General features: G+C 30.9%; 20 protein-coding genes. 12 read left to right on the forward strand and 8 right to left on the reverse strand.

Annotation, left to right across the window (positions count from 1 at the left end; all coding sequences use genetic code 11):
- Positions 1 to 91: 91 nt before the first annotated feature.
- The 4 genes from AQ1689_RS01465 to AQ1689_RS01480 form a co-directional block, all read right to left on the reverse strand.
- Positions 92 to 451 (reverse strand): SusD/RagB family nutrient-binding outer membrane lipoprotein, encoded by a 360-nt coding sequence (locus tag AQ1689_RS01465; protein WP_101954962.1) that lies wholly within the window; start codon positions 449 to 451, stop codon positions 92 to 94.
- 12 nt (positions 452 to 463) lie between these two features.
- A complete protein-coding gene (locus AQ1689_RS01470) occupies positions 464 to 2,164 on the reverse strand; it encodes a TonB-dependent receptor domain-containing protein (protein ID WP_180947515.1) in 1,701 nt (566 codons plus the stop codon).
- Positions 2,165 to 2,244: 80 nt separating this feature from the next.
- A complete protein-coding gene (locus tag AQ1689_RS01475; RefSeq protein WP_101954964.1) occupies positions 2,245 to 2,775 on the reverse strand; it encodes a hypothetical protein in 531 nt (176 codons plus the stop codon).
- Positions 2,732 to 3,487: a carboxypeptidase-like regulatory domain-containing protein gene (locus AQ1689_RS01480; protein WP_101954965.1), complete on the reverse strand. Its 756-nt coding sequence runs from the start codon at positions 3,485 to 3,487 to the stop codon at positions 2,732 to 2,734. The genes AQ1689_RS01475 and AQ1689_RS01480 overlap by 44 nt, the downstream gene beginning before the upstream one ends.
- Before the next feature lie 234 nt (positions 3,488 to 3,721).
- Here AQ1689_RS01480 and AQ1689_RS01485 point away from each other — a divergent pair, with 234 nt between their 5' ends.
- Complete coding sequence (locus tag AQ1689_RS01485; RefSeq protein WP_101915399.1) at positions 3,722 to 4,324, forward strand: TetR family transcriptional regulator; 603 nt, start codon at positions 3,722 to 3,724, stop codon at positions 4,322 to 4,324.
- 1 nt (position 4,325) lies between these two features.
- Here the strand turns inward: AQ1689_RS01485 and AQ1689_RS01490 are convergent, their stop codons facing one another.
- Both AQ1689_RS01490 and lepA read right to left on the reverse strand, forming a co-directional pair.
- On the reverse strand, positions 4,326 to 4,568 hold the full coding sequence (locus AQ1689_RS01490; RefSeq protein WP_101954966.1) for a CBU_0592 family membrane protein: 243 nt from the start codon (positions 4,566 to 4,568) through the stop codon (positions 4,326 to 4,328).
- Between the two features lie 121 nt (positions 4,569 to 4,689).
- The gene (lepA, locus tag AQ1689_RS01495; RefSeq protein ID WP_101915398.1) at positions 4,690 to 6,486 is read right to left on the reverse strand and encodes a translation elongation factor 4; all 1,797 of its coding nucleotides are present in this window, start codon (positions 6,484 to 6,486) and stop codon (positions 4,690 to 4,692) included.
- A 186-nt stretch (positions 6,487 to 6,672) separates the two neighbouring features.
- Here lepA and AQ1689_RS01500 point away from each other — a divergent pair, with 186 nt between their 5' ends.
- From AQ1689_RS01500 to AQ1689_RS01520, 5 genes are all read left to right on the forward strand, one after another.
- The gene (locus tag AQ1689_RS01500) at positions 6,673 to 7,122 is read left to right on the forward strand and encodes a tetratricopeptide repeat protein (protein ID WP_101915397.1); all 450 of its coding nucleotides are present in this window, start codon (positions 6,673 to 6,675) and stop codon (positions 7,120 to 7,122) included.
- Positions 7,123 to 7,171: 49 nt separating this feature from the next.
- On the forward strand, positions 7,172 to 7,744 hold the full coding sequence (locus AQ1689_RS01505) for an NADPH-dependent FMN reductase (RefSeq protein WP_101915396.1): 573 nt from the start codon (positions 7,172 to 7,174) through the stop codon (positions 7,742 to 7,744).
- Between the two features lie 129 nt (positions 7,745 to 7,873).
- Positions 7,874 to 8,524: a hypothetical protein gene (locus tag AQ1689_RS01510; protein ID WP_101954967.1), complete on the forward strand. Its 651-nt coding sequence runs from the start codon at positions 7,874 to 7,876 to the stop codon at positions 8,522 to 8,524.
- A gap of 57 nt (positions 8,525 to 8,581) precedes the next feature.
- Entirely contained in the window at positions 8,582 to 9,583 is a 1,002-nt protein-coding gene (gene dusB, locus AQ1689_RS01515; protein WP_101954968.1) for a tRNA dihydrouridine synthase DusB, read from the forward strand.
- Between the two features lie 315 nt (positions 9,584 to 9,898).
- Positions 9,899 to 10,309, forward strand: coding sequence for a hypothetical protein (locus AQ1689_RS01520; protein ID WP_101954969.1), 411 nt, complete (start codon positions 9,899 to 9,901; stop codon positions 10,307 to 10,309).
- Positions 10,310 to 10,378: 69 nt separating this feature from the next.
- On the opposite strand, the gene AQ1689_RS01525 is transcribed toward AQ1689_RS01520, so the two are convergent.
- Positions 10,379 to 11,581: an ABC transporter permease gene (locus AQ1689_RS01525; protein WP_101954970.1), complete on the reverse strand. Its 1,203-nt coding sequence runs from the start codon at positions 11,579 to 11,581 to the stop codon at positions 10,379 to 10,381.
- A gap of 39 nt (positions 11,582 to 11,620) precedes the next feature.
- Positions 11,621 to 12,016: a 30S ribosome-binding factor RbfA gene (gene rbfA / locus AQ1689_RS01530; RefSeq protein WP_058884212.1), complete on the reverse strand. Its 396-nt coding sequence runs from the start codon at positions 12,014 to 12,016 to the stop codon at positions 11,621 to 11,623.
- A 121-nt stretch (positions 12,017 to 12,137) separates the two neighbouring features.
- Between rbfA and mce the strand changes: the two genes are divergently transcribed.
- From mce to AQ1689_RS01560, 6 genes are all read left to right on the forward strand, one after another.
- The gene (gene mce, locus AQ1689_RS01535; RefSeq protein ID WP_101915390.1) at positions 12,138 to 12,539 is read left to right on the forward strand and encodes a methylmalonyl-CoA epimerase; all 402 of its coding nucleotides are present in this window, start codon (positions 12,138 to 12,140) and stop codon (positions 12,537 to 12,539) included.
- A 62-nt stretch (positions 12,540 to 12,601) separates the two neighbouring features.
- Positions 12,602 to 13,480 carry a cell division protein FtsX gene (locus AQ1689_RS01540; protein ID WP_101915389.1) on the forward strand — a complete coding sequence of 293 codons (879 nt, stop codon included), beginning with the start codon at positions 12,602 to 12,604 and terminating at the stop codon, positions 13,478 to 13,480.
- A 7-nt stretch (positions 13,481 to 13,487) separates the two neighbouring features.
- Positions 13,488 to 13,730, forward strand: a complete 243-nt coding sequence (locus tag AQ1689_RS01545) for a DUF3098 domain-containing protein (RefSeq protein ID WP_101915388.1) — start codon at positions 13,488 to 13,490, stop codon at positions 13,728 to 13,730.
- Positions 13,731 to 13,732: 2 nt separating this feature from the next.
- Positions 13,733 to 14,527 (forward strand): undecaprenyl-diphosphate phosphatase, encoded by a 795-nt coding sequence (locus AQ1689_RS01550; RefSeq protein WP_101915387.1) that lies wholly within the window; start codon positions 13,733 to 13,735, stop codon positions 14,525 to 14,527.
- 39 nt (positions 14,528 to 14,566) lie between these two features.
- Positions 14,567 to 15,274 (forward strand): tRNA pseudouridine(55) synthase TruB, encoded by a 708-nt coding sequence (gene truB / locus AQ1689_RS01555; protein WP_101954971.1) that lies wholly within the window; start codon positions 14,567 to 14,569, stop codon positions 15,272 to 15,274.
- A 37-nt stretch (positions 15,275 to 15,311) separates the two neighbouring features.
- The coding region (locus AQ1689_RS01560) for a hypothetical protein (protein WP_180947516.1) at positions 15,312 to 15,892 on the forward strand (581 nt) is incomplete at its 3' end.

A 15,892-nucleotide genomic window follows, 5' to 3' on the forward strand; every position in this document is an offset into this window, starting at 1 on the left:
TGTCGAAACTATGAATTATTAATGGAATCTTCCGAAAATATAACCAAATTATCCGCCATAAAACTTTTATTGAATAAAATTTAAACAGGCTCTAAGCCTCTAAAACCAAACCAACCGCTAAATAATTCGTATTATTATGCTCCTTTGCCAATTGTTTTAAATCTTTAACATCTTCTAAAATAGCATACATTGGCGACCAAAAACGATCGTCAGACTGCCATCTGTAAATATCTAAATCATTAAATTCGTAATAAGCTCCATACTGCGAAATTACTTCTCCAAAACCATAAGATTCATTCGTTAAATGATTTGATAAATCAAAAATTATTGAAGGTAAAAGTAATTGTTCACTAGCATTTTCAGGGCTATTTGGATTGGTGTTAATTGTTTCAAAACCGTTTGTACAAGCACTCAGCACTACAAAAATGACTGCGTAAATTATTTTTTTCATAATGATGTCTTCTTAAAATTTCATATTTAATTTAAATCCATAACTTTTTGATGACGGCAATTGAGTTACCTCAAAACCTGGTAATAAACTCCCGCCATTTAATGCCTGTGCTTCCGGATCAATATTAGGTACATCTGTCCATAAAAATAAATTTGATCCAACAACACTTAACGACATACTTTGCAAACCTAACAGGCTTGCTGTTTTATTATTAAGAGAATACCCAAAGCTTAATTGCCTTAATTTTACATAAGAAGCATCAAAAATATTTGCTTCCGCATTATTTCTTGGAATGGCATATGCCCATGCTTCGGCAGGTACTTTTACCGTATTTTTTACATAACCATTATTACCATCACTCATAACACCATCGCCTACAACGCCATCTCTCCAAGATTCTGTTAGCGCTAAAATTCCGCTTTCTCTTCCTACGGCATTGGTGTATGAATATATTTCGCCACCCTGTCTAATATCAAATTGTGCCGATAAATTAAAACCTTTATAGCTTATTGAACTTCCTAAGCCTAGCATCCAATCAGGGTTGTAATTCCCTACTTTTTTTCTATTTCCTGTTAAAGGCAATCCTTTTTCAAAAATTATTTCACCTGCTTTATTTCTGATAAATGATTCACCATAAATATCACCCATTTGACCACCTGGACGTGCTTCAACGGTTATATTATCAGGTCCTTCGGCAATAATAAAAGTATCTAAATTGTCTAATAAGTTAACCACTTCACTTTTATTCTTAGTGAAATTAGCCGTAATATCCCATTCAAAATCAGCCGTTTTTATAGGTTTTAATCCCAACGCTATTTCAAAACCATTATTCTTAATTTCTCCTGCATTTTGTACTATTGAATTGTATCCGTTTGCCCCTGAAACATTCATATTCAATATTTGATTTTTTGAAGTCGCGCTGTAATAAGTAGCGTCAAGTGATATGCGTTTATTCAAAAAATAACTCTCTATACCAAATTCTGTAGAAACCGTTGTTTCTGGCTTTAAATTTGCGTTTAATAATTGAGTAGAGTTGGTTAATGTGCCATTTAAAGTTCCATAATTATAGGCTGTTTTTAACCTGTAAGGATCGGTATCTTTACCTACTTTGGCAATGTTTGCTCTTACTTTTAAGAAGTCTATAAAGTTAGGCATTTGAAACACTTCCGAAGCAAGAAAAGACATGGAAGCCGCCGGGTAAAAATAAGAATTGTTACTACTAGGAAGCGTTGACGACCAATCATTTCGAACAGAAAAATCTAAATATAAATATTTTTTAAAACCAATATTCGTAAAAGCATACACACTATTAATTTCTTTTTGATACAGGCTACTTCTTTTCACTGCACTTACATTGATATTTTGCGCGGTGTACATTCCTGGAATTGCCAAGCCATCGCCCTGCATAAAACCTTCCGTTATTTTTTGCTTAAAAGTATTTGTTCCTACGGATGTTTTTGTGGTAAAATCAGCAAAATCATTTGAATAACTTAATAAGGCATCGGCATTGAGTTCTGAAAACTTAATTTTTTGTTCTCTGTACATTCCGTTCGGGTTTCTATGCGAACCTATTGACCTTCTCGACCATCTAAAGTCGTTTGACTCATCTAAACCAATACGTGTTAAAAGACTTAATTTGTCTGTTAATTGATAATTTGAACTAATATTTCCTAACAGTCTTGTTTTATTAAAAGCATTGATATTTTCATTCACAATAAACCAAGGATTATCTCCCCATGAAAATAAACGGCGTTGCTTAACATCTTTTTCTATCCAATAATTTTTATGTTCTTTTAAATCAGTATTAATATAATCCCTTGACTTCCGTAGCCTGAAACTGTTAAATTATCCGATTTTCTATTGATATAATTCGCATTGACATTAACCGTCCATTTATCGGTTATAGTACGACTCATATTTAACCTGTAATTATTTCCTTTTAAATTAGTATTTGGTACAATTCCCGTATTATGTACGTTTCCATAACTTAAATAAAAACTCCCTGTATCTGTTGCTTTTGATAAGGCTATCGAGTTTTGAAAACTAAAACCTGTTTTAAAAAAATCTTTCAAATTATACCTGTTTTTAAAAGGCTTTTTTACATATTCGCCTAAAGAAACCTCTTGATCTATAACTTTTCCATTTAAATCAGGACCAAAATTTGTACCGTAATCAGAAGCGTATTTACCAGCCCAACCACCGCCAAATTTTGTTTGTAACTCAGGCAATCGTAAAGCTGTTGATGCCATTGTAGATGAATTTATTTCCACCCCAATTCCATTATTTTTCTTTCCCTTTTTTGTCGTAATTACAATAACTGCCATTGGCAGCTCTTGACCCATATAAAGCCGATGCAGCAGCACCTTTTAATACCGTTACACTTTCAAAATCATCGGCATTAAGTTCCGACAATCCGTTACCGTAATCAGTAGGCATATCTCGTTGATTTGTTGCATTACCTCCTACCCCAAATATGTTGTTATTCACTGGAGTTCCATCTAAAATAAACAACGGCTCATTGCTATTTATATTTAATGAACTCTCGCCACGTATTACCACCCTACTCGAACTTGCCACACCTGTGCTTGCCCCGGTAACCTGTAAACCCGCTACTTTACCTGATAAACTATTGACTATATTATTGGTTTTTACGATATTTATATCGGCATCTTTAAGTTCTGTAGCCGAATATCCTAAGGCTTTTTTCTCTTTTTTTATTCCTAATGAAGTAATAATAACCTCCGCTAATTGATTCGCATCTTCTTTTAAAATTATCTTTAAAAATTTTGTTGATTTCACCTTAATAAAACGAGTTTTAAACCCCATAAATGAAACCACTAATTCATCATTAATAGCAGCTTTTAATGTAAAAACACCATCAAAATTAGTACTTGTTCCTTTTGCCTTTTTTTTGATGATAATATTTGCACCCGTTATAGGCATATCAAATTCATCTACAACTTTTCCTTTAATTTCAGTCTGCGCTAGTATAACCGACGAAATCATGACAATTAAAAATGTTAAAATCTTATTCATTAGTATGTATTTAATTAGAAGTCTTAAAACAGGAGTTTATCATTTAAAAAACAACCAGAATTGATATTTTTTAAATTTATTACTGATGCAAAACTACAGTAGATGAAAATAAACTGAACATCTGTTCAGTTAAAAAAAAGACACTAGAATATTATTTAATTATGGCTTAAATGTTATCAATGTTAGCTAAACATCATTAGTTTTTAGTTCTTATATTTGATATAAAAACAAACTATGGGCAGAAAAAATATGAGTGCTATTCGTAAAAAAGAAATGATTATTGGGTTTTATGAACTCTCAAAAAAAATTGGTTTAGAAAATGTTTCTATTGGTAAACTTGCCGAGCATTTACAAATAAGTAAAAGCCTGGTAATGCACTATTTTAACAATAAAGCCCTCTTACTTAAAGAATTAAACAACTATATATTAGAACAATATTTATTAATTATAAATTCCGAAGAAAACATTTCTATAAAACACAAGGATGATTTAAATGCGTTTATCAAAAATTTATTTACAAGAAAATGGAATGATTATATTGATGATGGCGTATTTTATAGTTTATACGCTTTAATTTATAGAGATGAAGAGTTGCGTGAAAATTTTAATAATTTCAACAAGATATTACATCTAGCGTTACACAAAAAATTAACACAAGCAAAAGAACGCCATATTATTAGCAATGATAATATTGATACCTTAACTGAAATTATTTTCGCAATGATTGATGGTGGCTATTATTATTTAGGAACTCAAACAAACAATTCTGAAACCTATAACAAACAGGTAGAAATTTACTTGAATCACATTAACACATTTATCATTTACAAACAATAGGTTAATTAGCACGGTGATGTATTTTTATAATGGTAAATAAGGCTATTAATCCCCAGAAAAAATTAACCACCATATTAGGGTAATCTTTATTTGGCATCGCATTTACAATTAAACAGCAAGCACCTAAAACATTCAAAAAATGATATGTTTTTTTTCGGGAAGATAATTTTTCTAAACTTAAAAATAGGTACGATATAATATAAAGTATGGTTCCTAACCAGCCTATTAGGGTAAAAAATGTCATTTTTAATTGTTATAAAAAAAGCACTCATTAATATTCTAATGAGTGCTTTTTTAGGGTTACTTTTATTTTCTTTAGATAAAAAAAGTTTTAAAATAATCTTTAAAAAATTATTAAAAGAAACTTAATCATTCAATTTTAAAACCGCCATAAATGCTTCTTGAGGAATTTCAACATTACCTACCTGACGCATTCTTTTCTTACCTTTTTTCTGCTTTTCTAATAACTTACGCTTACGTGAAATATCACCACCATAACATTTTGCTGTTACATCTTTACGTAACGCTTTTGTTGTTTCTCTGGCGATAATCTTTGCACCAATTGCTGCTTGAATAGGAATATCAAACTGCTGTCTTGGTATTAATTGTTTTAACTTTTCTACAATTTTTTTACCGATTGTATAGGCATTATCTGCATGTAATAATGCTGAAAGTGCATCAACAGGATCACCGTTTAATAGAATATCTACACGAACTAATTTAGAAGTACGCATTCCTATTGGCGAATAATCAAAAGAAGCATACCCTTTTGAAACTGTTTTTAAACGGTCATAAAAATCAAATACAATTTCCGCTAAAGGCATATCAAAAGTTAATTCAACTCTTTCGGTAGTTAAATAGGTTTGATTTACTATTTCCCCTCTTTTTTCAATACAAAGCGACATTACTTGCCCAACAAAGTCAGATTTTGTAATGATTGATGCTTTAATAAAAGGTTCTTCAACTTTTTCTAATCTTGATGGATCAGGTAAATCTGTCGGATTATTTAATAATACAATTTCCGTAGGATTTTTCTTTGTATATGCGTGATAAGAAACGTTGGGAACAGTCGTAATTACTGTCATATTAAATTCACGTTCTAAACGTTCTTGGATAATTTCCATGTGTAACATTCCTAAGAATCCACATCGAAAACCAAAACCTAATGCTGCTGAACTTTCTGGTTGAAATACCAAAGAAGCATCATTTAATTGTAATTTTTCCATTGAATTACGTAATTCTTCGTAATCCTCTGTATCCACAGGATAAATCCCTGCAAAAACCATTGGTTTTACATCTTCAAAACCATCAATAAGGCTTTCTGTTGGATTTTCAAAATCGGTAATCGTATCTCCTACTTTTACTTCTTTTGCAACTTTAATCCCTGTAATTAAATACCCTACATCTCCTGTTTTTACTTCTTGTTTTACTTCTTGTTCTAGCTTTAAAGTACCAACTTCATCGGCTTTATATTCCGTTCCTGTTGACATAAATTGAATACGCTGATTCTTTTTAATAGAACCATCAATTACTCTAAAATACGTTTCAATTCCTCGGTAAGAATTATAAACAGAATCAAAAATTAAAGCTTTTAAAGGCGCATCAGGGTTTCCTGACGGCGCTGGAACTTTCGCTATAATTGCTTCTAAAATTTTATCAACCCCAAAACCTGTTTTTCCACTTGCGTGAATTACATCTTCGGGTTCACAACCTAATAAATCAACAATATCATCGGTAACTTCTTCAGGGTTTGCAGATGGTAAATCAACTTTATTTAAAACTGGAATAATTTCTAAGTCATTATCTAAAGCTAAATATAAATTAGAAATTGTTTGTGCTTGAATACTTTGTGCTGCATCAACAATTAACAATGCGCCTTCACAAGCGGCAATTGAACGAGATACTTCGTACGAAAAATCTACGTGTCCTGGGGTATCAATTAAATTTAAAACATACTCCTGACCTTCGTGTGTATATTCCATTTGAATGGCGTGCGACTTTATGGTAATACCACGTTCACGCTCCAAATCCATACTATCTAACAACTGTGATTTCTTTTCTCTTTCAGTTACAGCCCCTGTATAATCTAATAATCTATCGGCAAGTGTGCTTTTACCGTGATCAATATGTGCAATAATGCAAAAATTTCTAATGTGTTTCATACTTCGTATATCTAACCTCTTATGACTGACAAAGATACTTTATTGAAAACCGTTGTACAATTAAAAATTTATGCATTAAAATTTTATTCTAAAAAAAACAACACTATTAGTTTTATCTAAATAAAGTTTTAGTCTTACCTAAAAATAAATTACATTTGCCCTAAAATAATTTAATATCCTGTTAAAATGAGCAATACTTGTATAACTCGCATCGAAAACTATTGGAAAATAAAAACTAAAAATGCAAATGATTTGTTTAATCAAGGAAATTACAACGAAGCCTTAACCTATTATACGGATGCTTTATATAGAGCCGAAGTTTTAACAAAAAACACCAGAACCTGTAATAATGTTGGTATTCCTTTTATGCAGGTTTATATGATTTCGTGTAACAATCTTGCCAATACCTATAAGGAATTAGGTAAGCCTAAGCAGGCGGTTAGAATGTTAAAAAATTCCGTGTATTACTTATTACATTTAATAGAGAAAAATAAAAATGATACACAAGAAATTCAGTTAGAATTACGAAGAGCAACCCTAAACTATTTTAGTTTTACAGAAGAAATTCAATACACAAATAAAGAAGATTATTTAATGTTAGTTTTAAAAGAAAACGTATTAAAAAACGAGGCTTAAACTATAAATAACATCAAAAAATCACTAAAAACCACTAAAAAAGCTAAAAATGACTAAGAAAATAAGCATTATAATCGGTAGTTTACGCAAAGGTTCTTACGCTCGTAAAACCGCCAAAAATGTATTAAAAATGTTCCCTGAAAACTTTGAGGTAAACATTGTTGAAATTAGAAATTTACCTTTATATAATTTCGATTATGATGACCCTATAGAAACTGATTTCCCAACCCCCAAAGAATATACCGAGTTTCGAAATACCGTAAAATCTTCGGATGGAATTTTATTTGTAACCCCCGAAAATAACAGAACAATTCCTGCCTGCTTAAAAAATGCGGTTGATATTTGCTCAAAACCTAATAATGATGTGGCTTGGAAAAACAAACCAAATGCCATTATAAGCCATTCGGTAGGAAAAATGGGCGGTTATAGCTCACAAAAAAACCTGCGATTGGCGTTATCTTATTTTGATATGCCAAGTGTTCAACAGCCCGAAGTCTTTTTAGGAAATTCCCCTACTTATTTTGATGAAAACGGCAATATAAACGTACAAAAAACCAAGGATTTTTTACAAGATTACATCAATAGGTTTAGTCTTTTAGTTGAAAAATATAAAGCTATGTAAAGTCAAGTGAAGTGAGGTAAAGTGAAATGTCTGTTAATAATTCGCTGTAACGGCTTAAAAACTGTTATGGCGAATTTTTTATTTCTTCTATTGTATATTTGCAGCAATTAAATTTTAAATTTTTTATCGATGTTTAAAAAAACACTGCTATTTGCTGGATTATTATTAGTATTAACTTCTTGTTGGAAAAACAGAAGCCCTGAAGATTTAATCCGTTTAAAGGAAAAATTCAAATCACAAATTTCTACTTTCGAGAGTAAAAAGGAAACGGCTAATAAAAAAATAACCAAAGGTTTAAAATCATTAGGAGCCTTAAAATTAGCTTTAGAAGATGCAAAAAATGAAGACAGAGAATTTGCGCGTGTTTATGGCGATTGGGAAAAAGTAAATAGAAAAGTAAACAATCTTAATAACGAATTTGAAGATTTAAAGGCAAAAGCAGCAAACTTATTTACCGCAATGGAAACGCAAAGCAATAGTTTAAGCGATGTCGCTACTAAAACCACCCTTTTATCTGCTATCAATAAAGCAAAATCAAAATACAATAAAACACTTGCCAATACCGCAAAAGCAATCGATAAATTAAGACTTTTACATACTGATGCTGTTGAAATTGTAAAAGCTTTAGAAGTTGCAGCGGCACTAAATTCGTTTGATTCAATTAATGGGCAGATGAAAAGCATTGAACAAAGAGTGGACGGTATTATGCAAGAATTGAATATTGCCGTTACAGAAAGTAAAAATTTATACGAGAAAAAAATAACAGAATTAGGTAAATAATTCAGTACATTTTTTTTTAGATAGCATATAAATACAATTAAATACGACTATAAAATTTTGATAAAAATAGGCAATATAGAACTTCCTGATTTTCCGCTATTATTAGCGCCGATGGAAGATGTGAGTGATCCACCATTTAGAGCTTTGTGTAAAGAGAATGGTGCCGATGTGGTATATACTGAATTTATTTCTTCGGAAGGATTAATTCGTGATGCAGCAAAAAGCGTTATGAAATTAGATATTTACGAAAAAGAACGCCCTGTTGGGATTCAAATATTTGGTGCAAATTTAGAATCGATGCTACGATCTGTAGAAATCGTTGAAAAATCAAACCCTGATATTATTGATATTAATTTCGGATGTCCTGTTAAAAAAGTGGTTTCTAAAGGAGCTGGTGCAGGTATTTTAAAAGATATCGATTTAATGGTTTCACTTACCGAAGCCATGGTAAAACACACCAATTTACCTGTTACCGTTAAAACTCGTTTGGGTTGGGATGAAGATTCTATTAAAATTGTAGAAGTTGCCGAACGTTTACAAGATGTTGGATGTGCTGCAATTTCTATCCACGGAAGAACACGTGCGCAAATGTATAAAGGTGAAGCAAATTGGGCACCAATTGCAGAAGTAAAAAACAACCCAAGAATGCACATTCCTGTTTTTGGAAATGGTGATGTTGATACACCTGAAAAAGCCATGAGAATGCGTGATGTATACGGTTTAGACGGCTGTATGATTGGTAGAGCTTCTATTGGGTATCCTTGGTTTTTTAACGAAATAAAACACTATTTTAAAACAGGTGAATACTTAGCAAAACCAACAATTGCACAACGAGTAGAAATGGCTCGTAGACATTTACAAATGGCTATCGATTGGAAAGGACCTGTTTTAGGCGTTTTTGAAACACGAAGACATTACACCAATTACTTTAAAGGAATCCCACATTTTAAAGAATATAGAATGAAAATGGTAACTTCGGATGCTCCAGAAGATGTTTTTAAAGCGCTTGATGAAGTAGAAGCAAAATTTGGAAATATGATTATTCCTGATATTAGGTAATACTATAAGTTATATTTTTTGGATATAACAAACTATCAATCCTCGCCTATTTAAAAATATGTGAGGATTTTTTTTGTTTCATTTGGAGCCTGTTTAAAAATTAAAACTAAATTCTCGTCATGCTGAATTTATTTCAGCATCGCATCAACAGGAGAACTACAGCAAATTAGAATGTGAACCTGAAATAAATCCCCCTTTGACGGATGAGACTCCTTATTTTCCTGTTATATTTTTTTCAGATGAAATTTTAATAAGCTCTTACTCTTTTATTTACTAATTTAGAGGAAATTTATCTATCTAAAAAAAATAAGAAAAATGAAAAAATTACAATTTATAATTACACTACTCGCTTTTTTAGCGTTCAATACGCAAGTAAAAGCTCAAAATTCTAATTTACCTCGAAACGCAAAACCAGGAATATGCTACGAACGATGTTTTGAGTATGACAAAAAAATTGAATGGAAAGAAGTTAAATGTTCAAAAGTTAAGCAAGAAAAATCAAAAAAAGAACTTGTAAAATGTGAACAAGATAAAATCAAATTAAAAAAATATCAAGAGAAATTAAAATCTCTTGGCTACGATGTTCAAGCAACAGGGCATATTAATAATAAGACCGTAAATGCACATCATAAGTATTTAAAAAAGCAACGAAAAGCTGCTAAAAGAAAACGAAAATTAGAAAGAAAACAACAGAGAAAACTCAGCAGAAAAAACTCAAAAAGATAAACTATCAATCCTCGCCTATTTCAAAAATATGTGAGGATTTTTTATTTCTTCTGATAAATTTACAAAAATTTACTTTTCAATAAAAGATTTTGAAATTCTCGAACTCGCAATTTTTGCTGAAATATAGCCTAATATTAAAATAGTAAACATAACGACCAATAAATTAAACCATCTAAACTCTACTGGATATGCTAAATTTTGAGTAATCATAAAGAGTTCGTAACGTTGCTGAATTAAAACTAATAAAACACCCAAAACGATTCCTACAATCATTCCTACAATGGTTAATAAAAATCCTTGTAGCACAAATATTTTTTTAATTTCATCGATACTAGCACCTAAATTATATAAAGTTTTTAAGTTTTGACGCTTATCAATAATCATCATTATAATAGAACCTATCACATTAAATAAGGCAATTGCTATTATCAATGTAAAAATTAAATAAGAAATAAAATTTTCGGTATTAATTACTTTGTAATACAACGCATTTAATTGCGCTCTTGTTTTAACTTCAAAATTAGCTCCTAAACGCTGTTGTAATTTTTCTTGAAAATCATCTAAATCAACAGTTGATTGTAGTTTTAGTTCGATTCCTGAAATTTGATTTTCAGTATAATTTAACAACTCTTGCGCTAAAGATAATTCTGTAAAAACATATTTATTTTGAAATTCTTCGGATCCTGAATACGCTCCTATTACTTGCGTATCAACAGATACATAAGCATTATTGGCATTTACAAAGCCTTTTCCTGGTTTGGGAACCATAATTTGTAACGGCGCTCCAAAATTTAAAACTCCTAAGGAAAGTTTATACGAAATTCCATAACCAATAACTGCCGTATTTTTAAACTCAGGATCAACCCAAGTACCTACAGTTAATAGTGAATCTACAGGAATAATGTCTTTATAACTAGCATCTACCCCTTTAATATAAGCAATGTGTGTTTTATCTTTATATTTTAAAAACACACGTTCTTCTATTACTTTTGAAATTGTCTTTATTTCAGTATCTTTTATTAATTTCTGATGAACATCATCAGAATATTCAAAAGATTTTCCTTTTACTGTGGTTATTTTGATATCAGGATCAGAGGCATTTAGTAAAGAATCACTAAAAGTTCTTAATCCTGAAAAGCCTGATAAAATAACAAACAACGCCAAAGCCCCTACAACAACGCTAAAAACAGCTATAAATGTAATAATATTTATAGCGTTGGTGCTTGTTTTAGAAAACAGGTATCTTTTAGCGATGTATAAAGGAAATTTCAAATTTTAATAAATTTTAATTAGCCATGTAAAGAAAATTTATTAACGTTTTTGACGACGTGGCAATACATCTGGGTTTTGAATAGGATCTACATCATCACCTTTTAAAGACTTATCAATTTCTTCAATATAATCTAAACTATCATCACCAAAAAATAATAATTCTGGCATTCTTCTTAATTGATTTCTAGTACGTTTTGCTAATTCATGACGAATTAATGGCGTGTTAGAAATTACACCTTGTACAATTTCATCTCTTTTATCCGAAGGAAAAACGCTTAAATATACTTTAGCGACTCCTAAATCGGCAGTTACTGAAACTTTAGATACCGATATAATTACTCCTTTCATTCCATTTTGTGCCGCACGCTGTAACACATCTACCAAATCTAATTGCAATACTCCTGCAATTTTTCGTTGTCTGTTCGTTTCTTCCATGCTGCAAATTTAAGGATAAAATAACGGAGTGTAAATTTTATTTTTCAACTAATAATAAAACCTTTAAAGTACTTCTTTTTTTAGCCGATAAAAACTTCTTATATTTCATTATTTTTACCCTATGGATAAAATAGAACATATTGGTATTGCGGTAAAAAATTTAGAAAAATCAAATGAATTATTTGCTTCACTTTTTGGAAAACCACATTATAAAATGGAAGAAGTAGCTAGTGAAGGCGTTAAAACTTCTTTTTTTAAATCAGGAGAAAATAAAATTGAACTCCTTGAAGCTACAAATTCTGAAAGCCCTATTGCTAAATTTATAGCAAAAAAAGGCGAAGGAGTACATCATATAGCTTTTGCAGTTGTCGATATAAAATCAGAAATAAAACGCCTACAAAAGGAAGGTTTTACTCTATTAAATGAAACACCAAAAAAAGGCGCAGACAATAAATTAGTCGCTTTTTTACACCCTAAAACAACAAATGGAGTTTTAATTGAATTATGTCAAGAAATCGAATAATACATTCATTTAAAACATCGTAAATATTTGTATCTTGCAAAGTCTAAAACACCTATTCAAGCATGTCTAATTCTTTTGACTCTTTTCAAAAACGCCGCTTACAAACCTCTTACATTTCTGTAGTAGTAAGCATAGCATTGGTTCTTTTTATGATGGGAATTTTAGGGTTGCTATTGCTTAAATCAACCAATGTAGCCAATCATTTTAAAGAAAAAGTAGTCATGACGCTCTTTTTAAAAGATGCAGTTACCAAAACACAACGTCAAAAATTTATAGCAACCCTTGAAAAGGAAAAATACAGCAAAAAGGTGGTTTATATATCTAAAGAAAAAGCCGCTAAAATATACAAAGAAGATTTAGGCGAAGATTTTTTAGCCTTTTTAGGCGATAATCCACTTAAAAACGGCATTGATATTTATTTAAAAGCCGATTTTGTAACACCTGAAAAAATGGATGTTATAAAAAAACAGTTTGGTAAAAATGATTTTGTTGCAGAAATAAATTACGATAAACCCTTGGTTAAATTGCTAACAAAAAACATTAAACAAATTAGTTTTTGGCTGTTAGTTTTAAGCGGTTTCTTTGGATTAATGGTTATTCTATTAATCAATAGCTCTATCCGATTATCTATTTATTCGAAACGATTTAACATAAAAACCATGCAAATGGTGGGCGCAACAAAAAGTTTTATACGCCGTCCTTTTATTTTCCAAAGCATCAAATTAGGGCTTTTAGGCGCTTTTATTTCTTTATGCGGATTAGCATTTGTGGTGTATTATATAAACAAACACATTCCTAACTTAAATTTATTAACCGATTATATTTCACTAATTTATTTAGCTGTAGGTGTTCTATTTACGGCATTTTTAATTACTTGTATCAGCACATTTTTTGCAACACAGCGTTTTTTAAACTTACAAACAAACGATTTATATTACTAAAATTTTCATGGAAAAAGACAGTATTTCAAAACCAGAATTTTTATTCGGCAAACTAAATTATAGCATTATGTTAATCGGTTTAGCAGTTATTTCACTAGGCTTTATTTTAATGTCAGGTGGCGGAAGCGATGACCCAAGTGTATTTAACGAAGAAATTTATAGCTGGCGCAGAATTCGATTAGCACCAACCCTTGTTATTATCGGTTTTGCTATTGAAATTTACGCTATTTTAGCCAACCCAAAAAAATAAGCATGAATTTATTAGAAGCTATTATCCTTGGTATTATTCAAGGGCTTACCGAATTTTTACCCGTATCGTCAAGCGGACATTTAGAATTGGCAAAAGCAATTTTAGGCGATACTTCGGTACCTGAAGAAAGTTTAACGTTTACCGTCGTTTTACATTTTGCAACCGCATTAAGTACCTTGGTGATATTCAGAAAAGAAGTTGCCGAAATTTTCAGCGGATTGTTCCAATTTAAATGGAACGACCCAATGAAATTTTCAGTAAAAATTATAATTTCGATGCTCCCAGCGGTAATTATTGGCTTGGCATTTGAAAAACAATTAGAAGCTTTTTTCGGTGGAAAAATATTATTAGTAGGAATAATGTTATTAGTTACCGCCGTATTATTATTATTTGCTGATAAAGCTAAAAACACCAATAAAGAGGTTTCTTTTAAAAATGCTTTAATTATTGGAGTTTCGCAAGCAATTGCTATGTTACCAGGAATTTCTCGTTCAGGAGCTACTATTTCAACGTCGGTTTTATTAGGAATTGACCGTAGTAAAGCCGCTCGATTTTCATTTTTAATGGTCGTTCCTCTTATATTTGGAAAAATAGCTAAAGATTTTTTAGGTGGAGATATTAATTTTCAATCTTCGGAAATTATACCGATATCAGCAGGTTTTATAGCGGCTTTCCTTTCAGGATTAGTTGCCTGTAATTGGATGATTGCTTTGGTTAAAAAGAGTAAATTATCTTATTTTTCAATTTACTGTGCTGTTGTAGGATTCATCGCTATCGGATATTCTTTATTCTTTTAATTCAAGTTATTTTTAAATCATTTCAAGTTATTTTCAAGTATGAAAACAGTAGAAGATTATCAAAACGGACAAGTTTTATTAATTGATAAACCCCTAGAATGGACATCTTTTCAGGTGGTAAATAAATTGCGTTGGCACATAAAACAACGCTTTAACATCAAAAAAATAAAAGTTGGGCATGCCGGAACTTTAGACCCTTTAGCAACAGGTTTATTAATACTTTGTACAGGTAAAAAAACCAAAATTATTGACCAATATCAAGCGCAAATAAAAGAATATACTGGTACAATTACTTTAGGAGGAACAACGCCTAGTTATGATTTAGAGACTCAAATAAATGAAACCTTTTCTACCGATCATATTACTGAAGAATTGATTCACGAAACCACCAAGCAATTTACGGGCGTAATTCAGCAGAAACCACCTATTTTTTCGGCGATAAAAAAAGAAGGTGTTCGTTTATATGAACTTGCCAGGAAAGGAGAAACTACCGAAATAAAAACAAGAGAAATTACCATTCCTATTTTTGAAATCACCAAAATTGACGGTAATAATCTTGATTTTAGAGTTGTTTGTAGCAAAGGAACCTACATTCGTTCGTTAGCTTTTGACTTTGGAGCTGCTTTAAAATCAGGTGCTCATTTATCAAAATTAAGAAGAACCAAAATTGGAGATTTTCATGTAGATAATGCCGTAAGTATTGATGAATTTATAAAATCATTAGAAAAAAATTTAGAAGTGGAATAGTTTTTGTTACATAGCGTTAATTATTTTTTTTAACGCTATGAAAAAAACACTACTACTACTTGCCTTTATTCTTACAATAAACACCTCTTTAAAAGCACAAGAAAAGCATGCTTTTTTTACAGGCTCCTTAAATTTCACCTTTGCACTTAACGAAAATTACGTGTTATTTGAACCTGATGATAATGAGAATATGTTGAAATTTTCCGCTATTTTTATACGCACTGGTTTTGGCTATCAATTTAATAACCGTTGGGCAGGTATTGTTAATTTAGGGTATGATCATCATCCTAAGTTTGGTTTAAACGCAGTACCAATGTATGGAACTTTGCGATATAACATTGCAAATGATGATGATGATGATAGTTTTTTTACACAAGCTAGTTTTGGTAAAATGTGGCGACCTTCAAAAAAGTTTGAAAACGGCAATTATTACGCCCTTGGTTTAGGTATGAAAATTAGCAATTCAAGCAGATGGCTTAGTGTTTTACATTTAGATTTTCATCGAAAAAAAATAGCAAACTTTAAGAGCCTGTTTAAATTTTATTCAATAAAAGTTTTATGGCGGATAATTTGGTTATATTTTCGGAAGATTCCATTAATAATTCATAGTTTCGACAG

It is taken from the genome of Tenacibaculum finnmarkense, assembly GCF_900239185.1.
Classification (GTDB): domain Bacteria; phylum Bacteroidota; class Bacteroidia; order Flavobacteriales; family Flavobacteriaceae; genus Polaribacter; species Polaribacter finnmarkensis.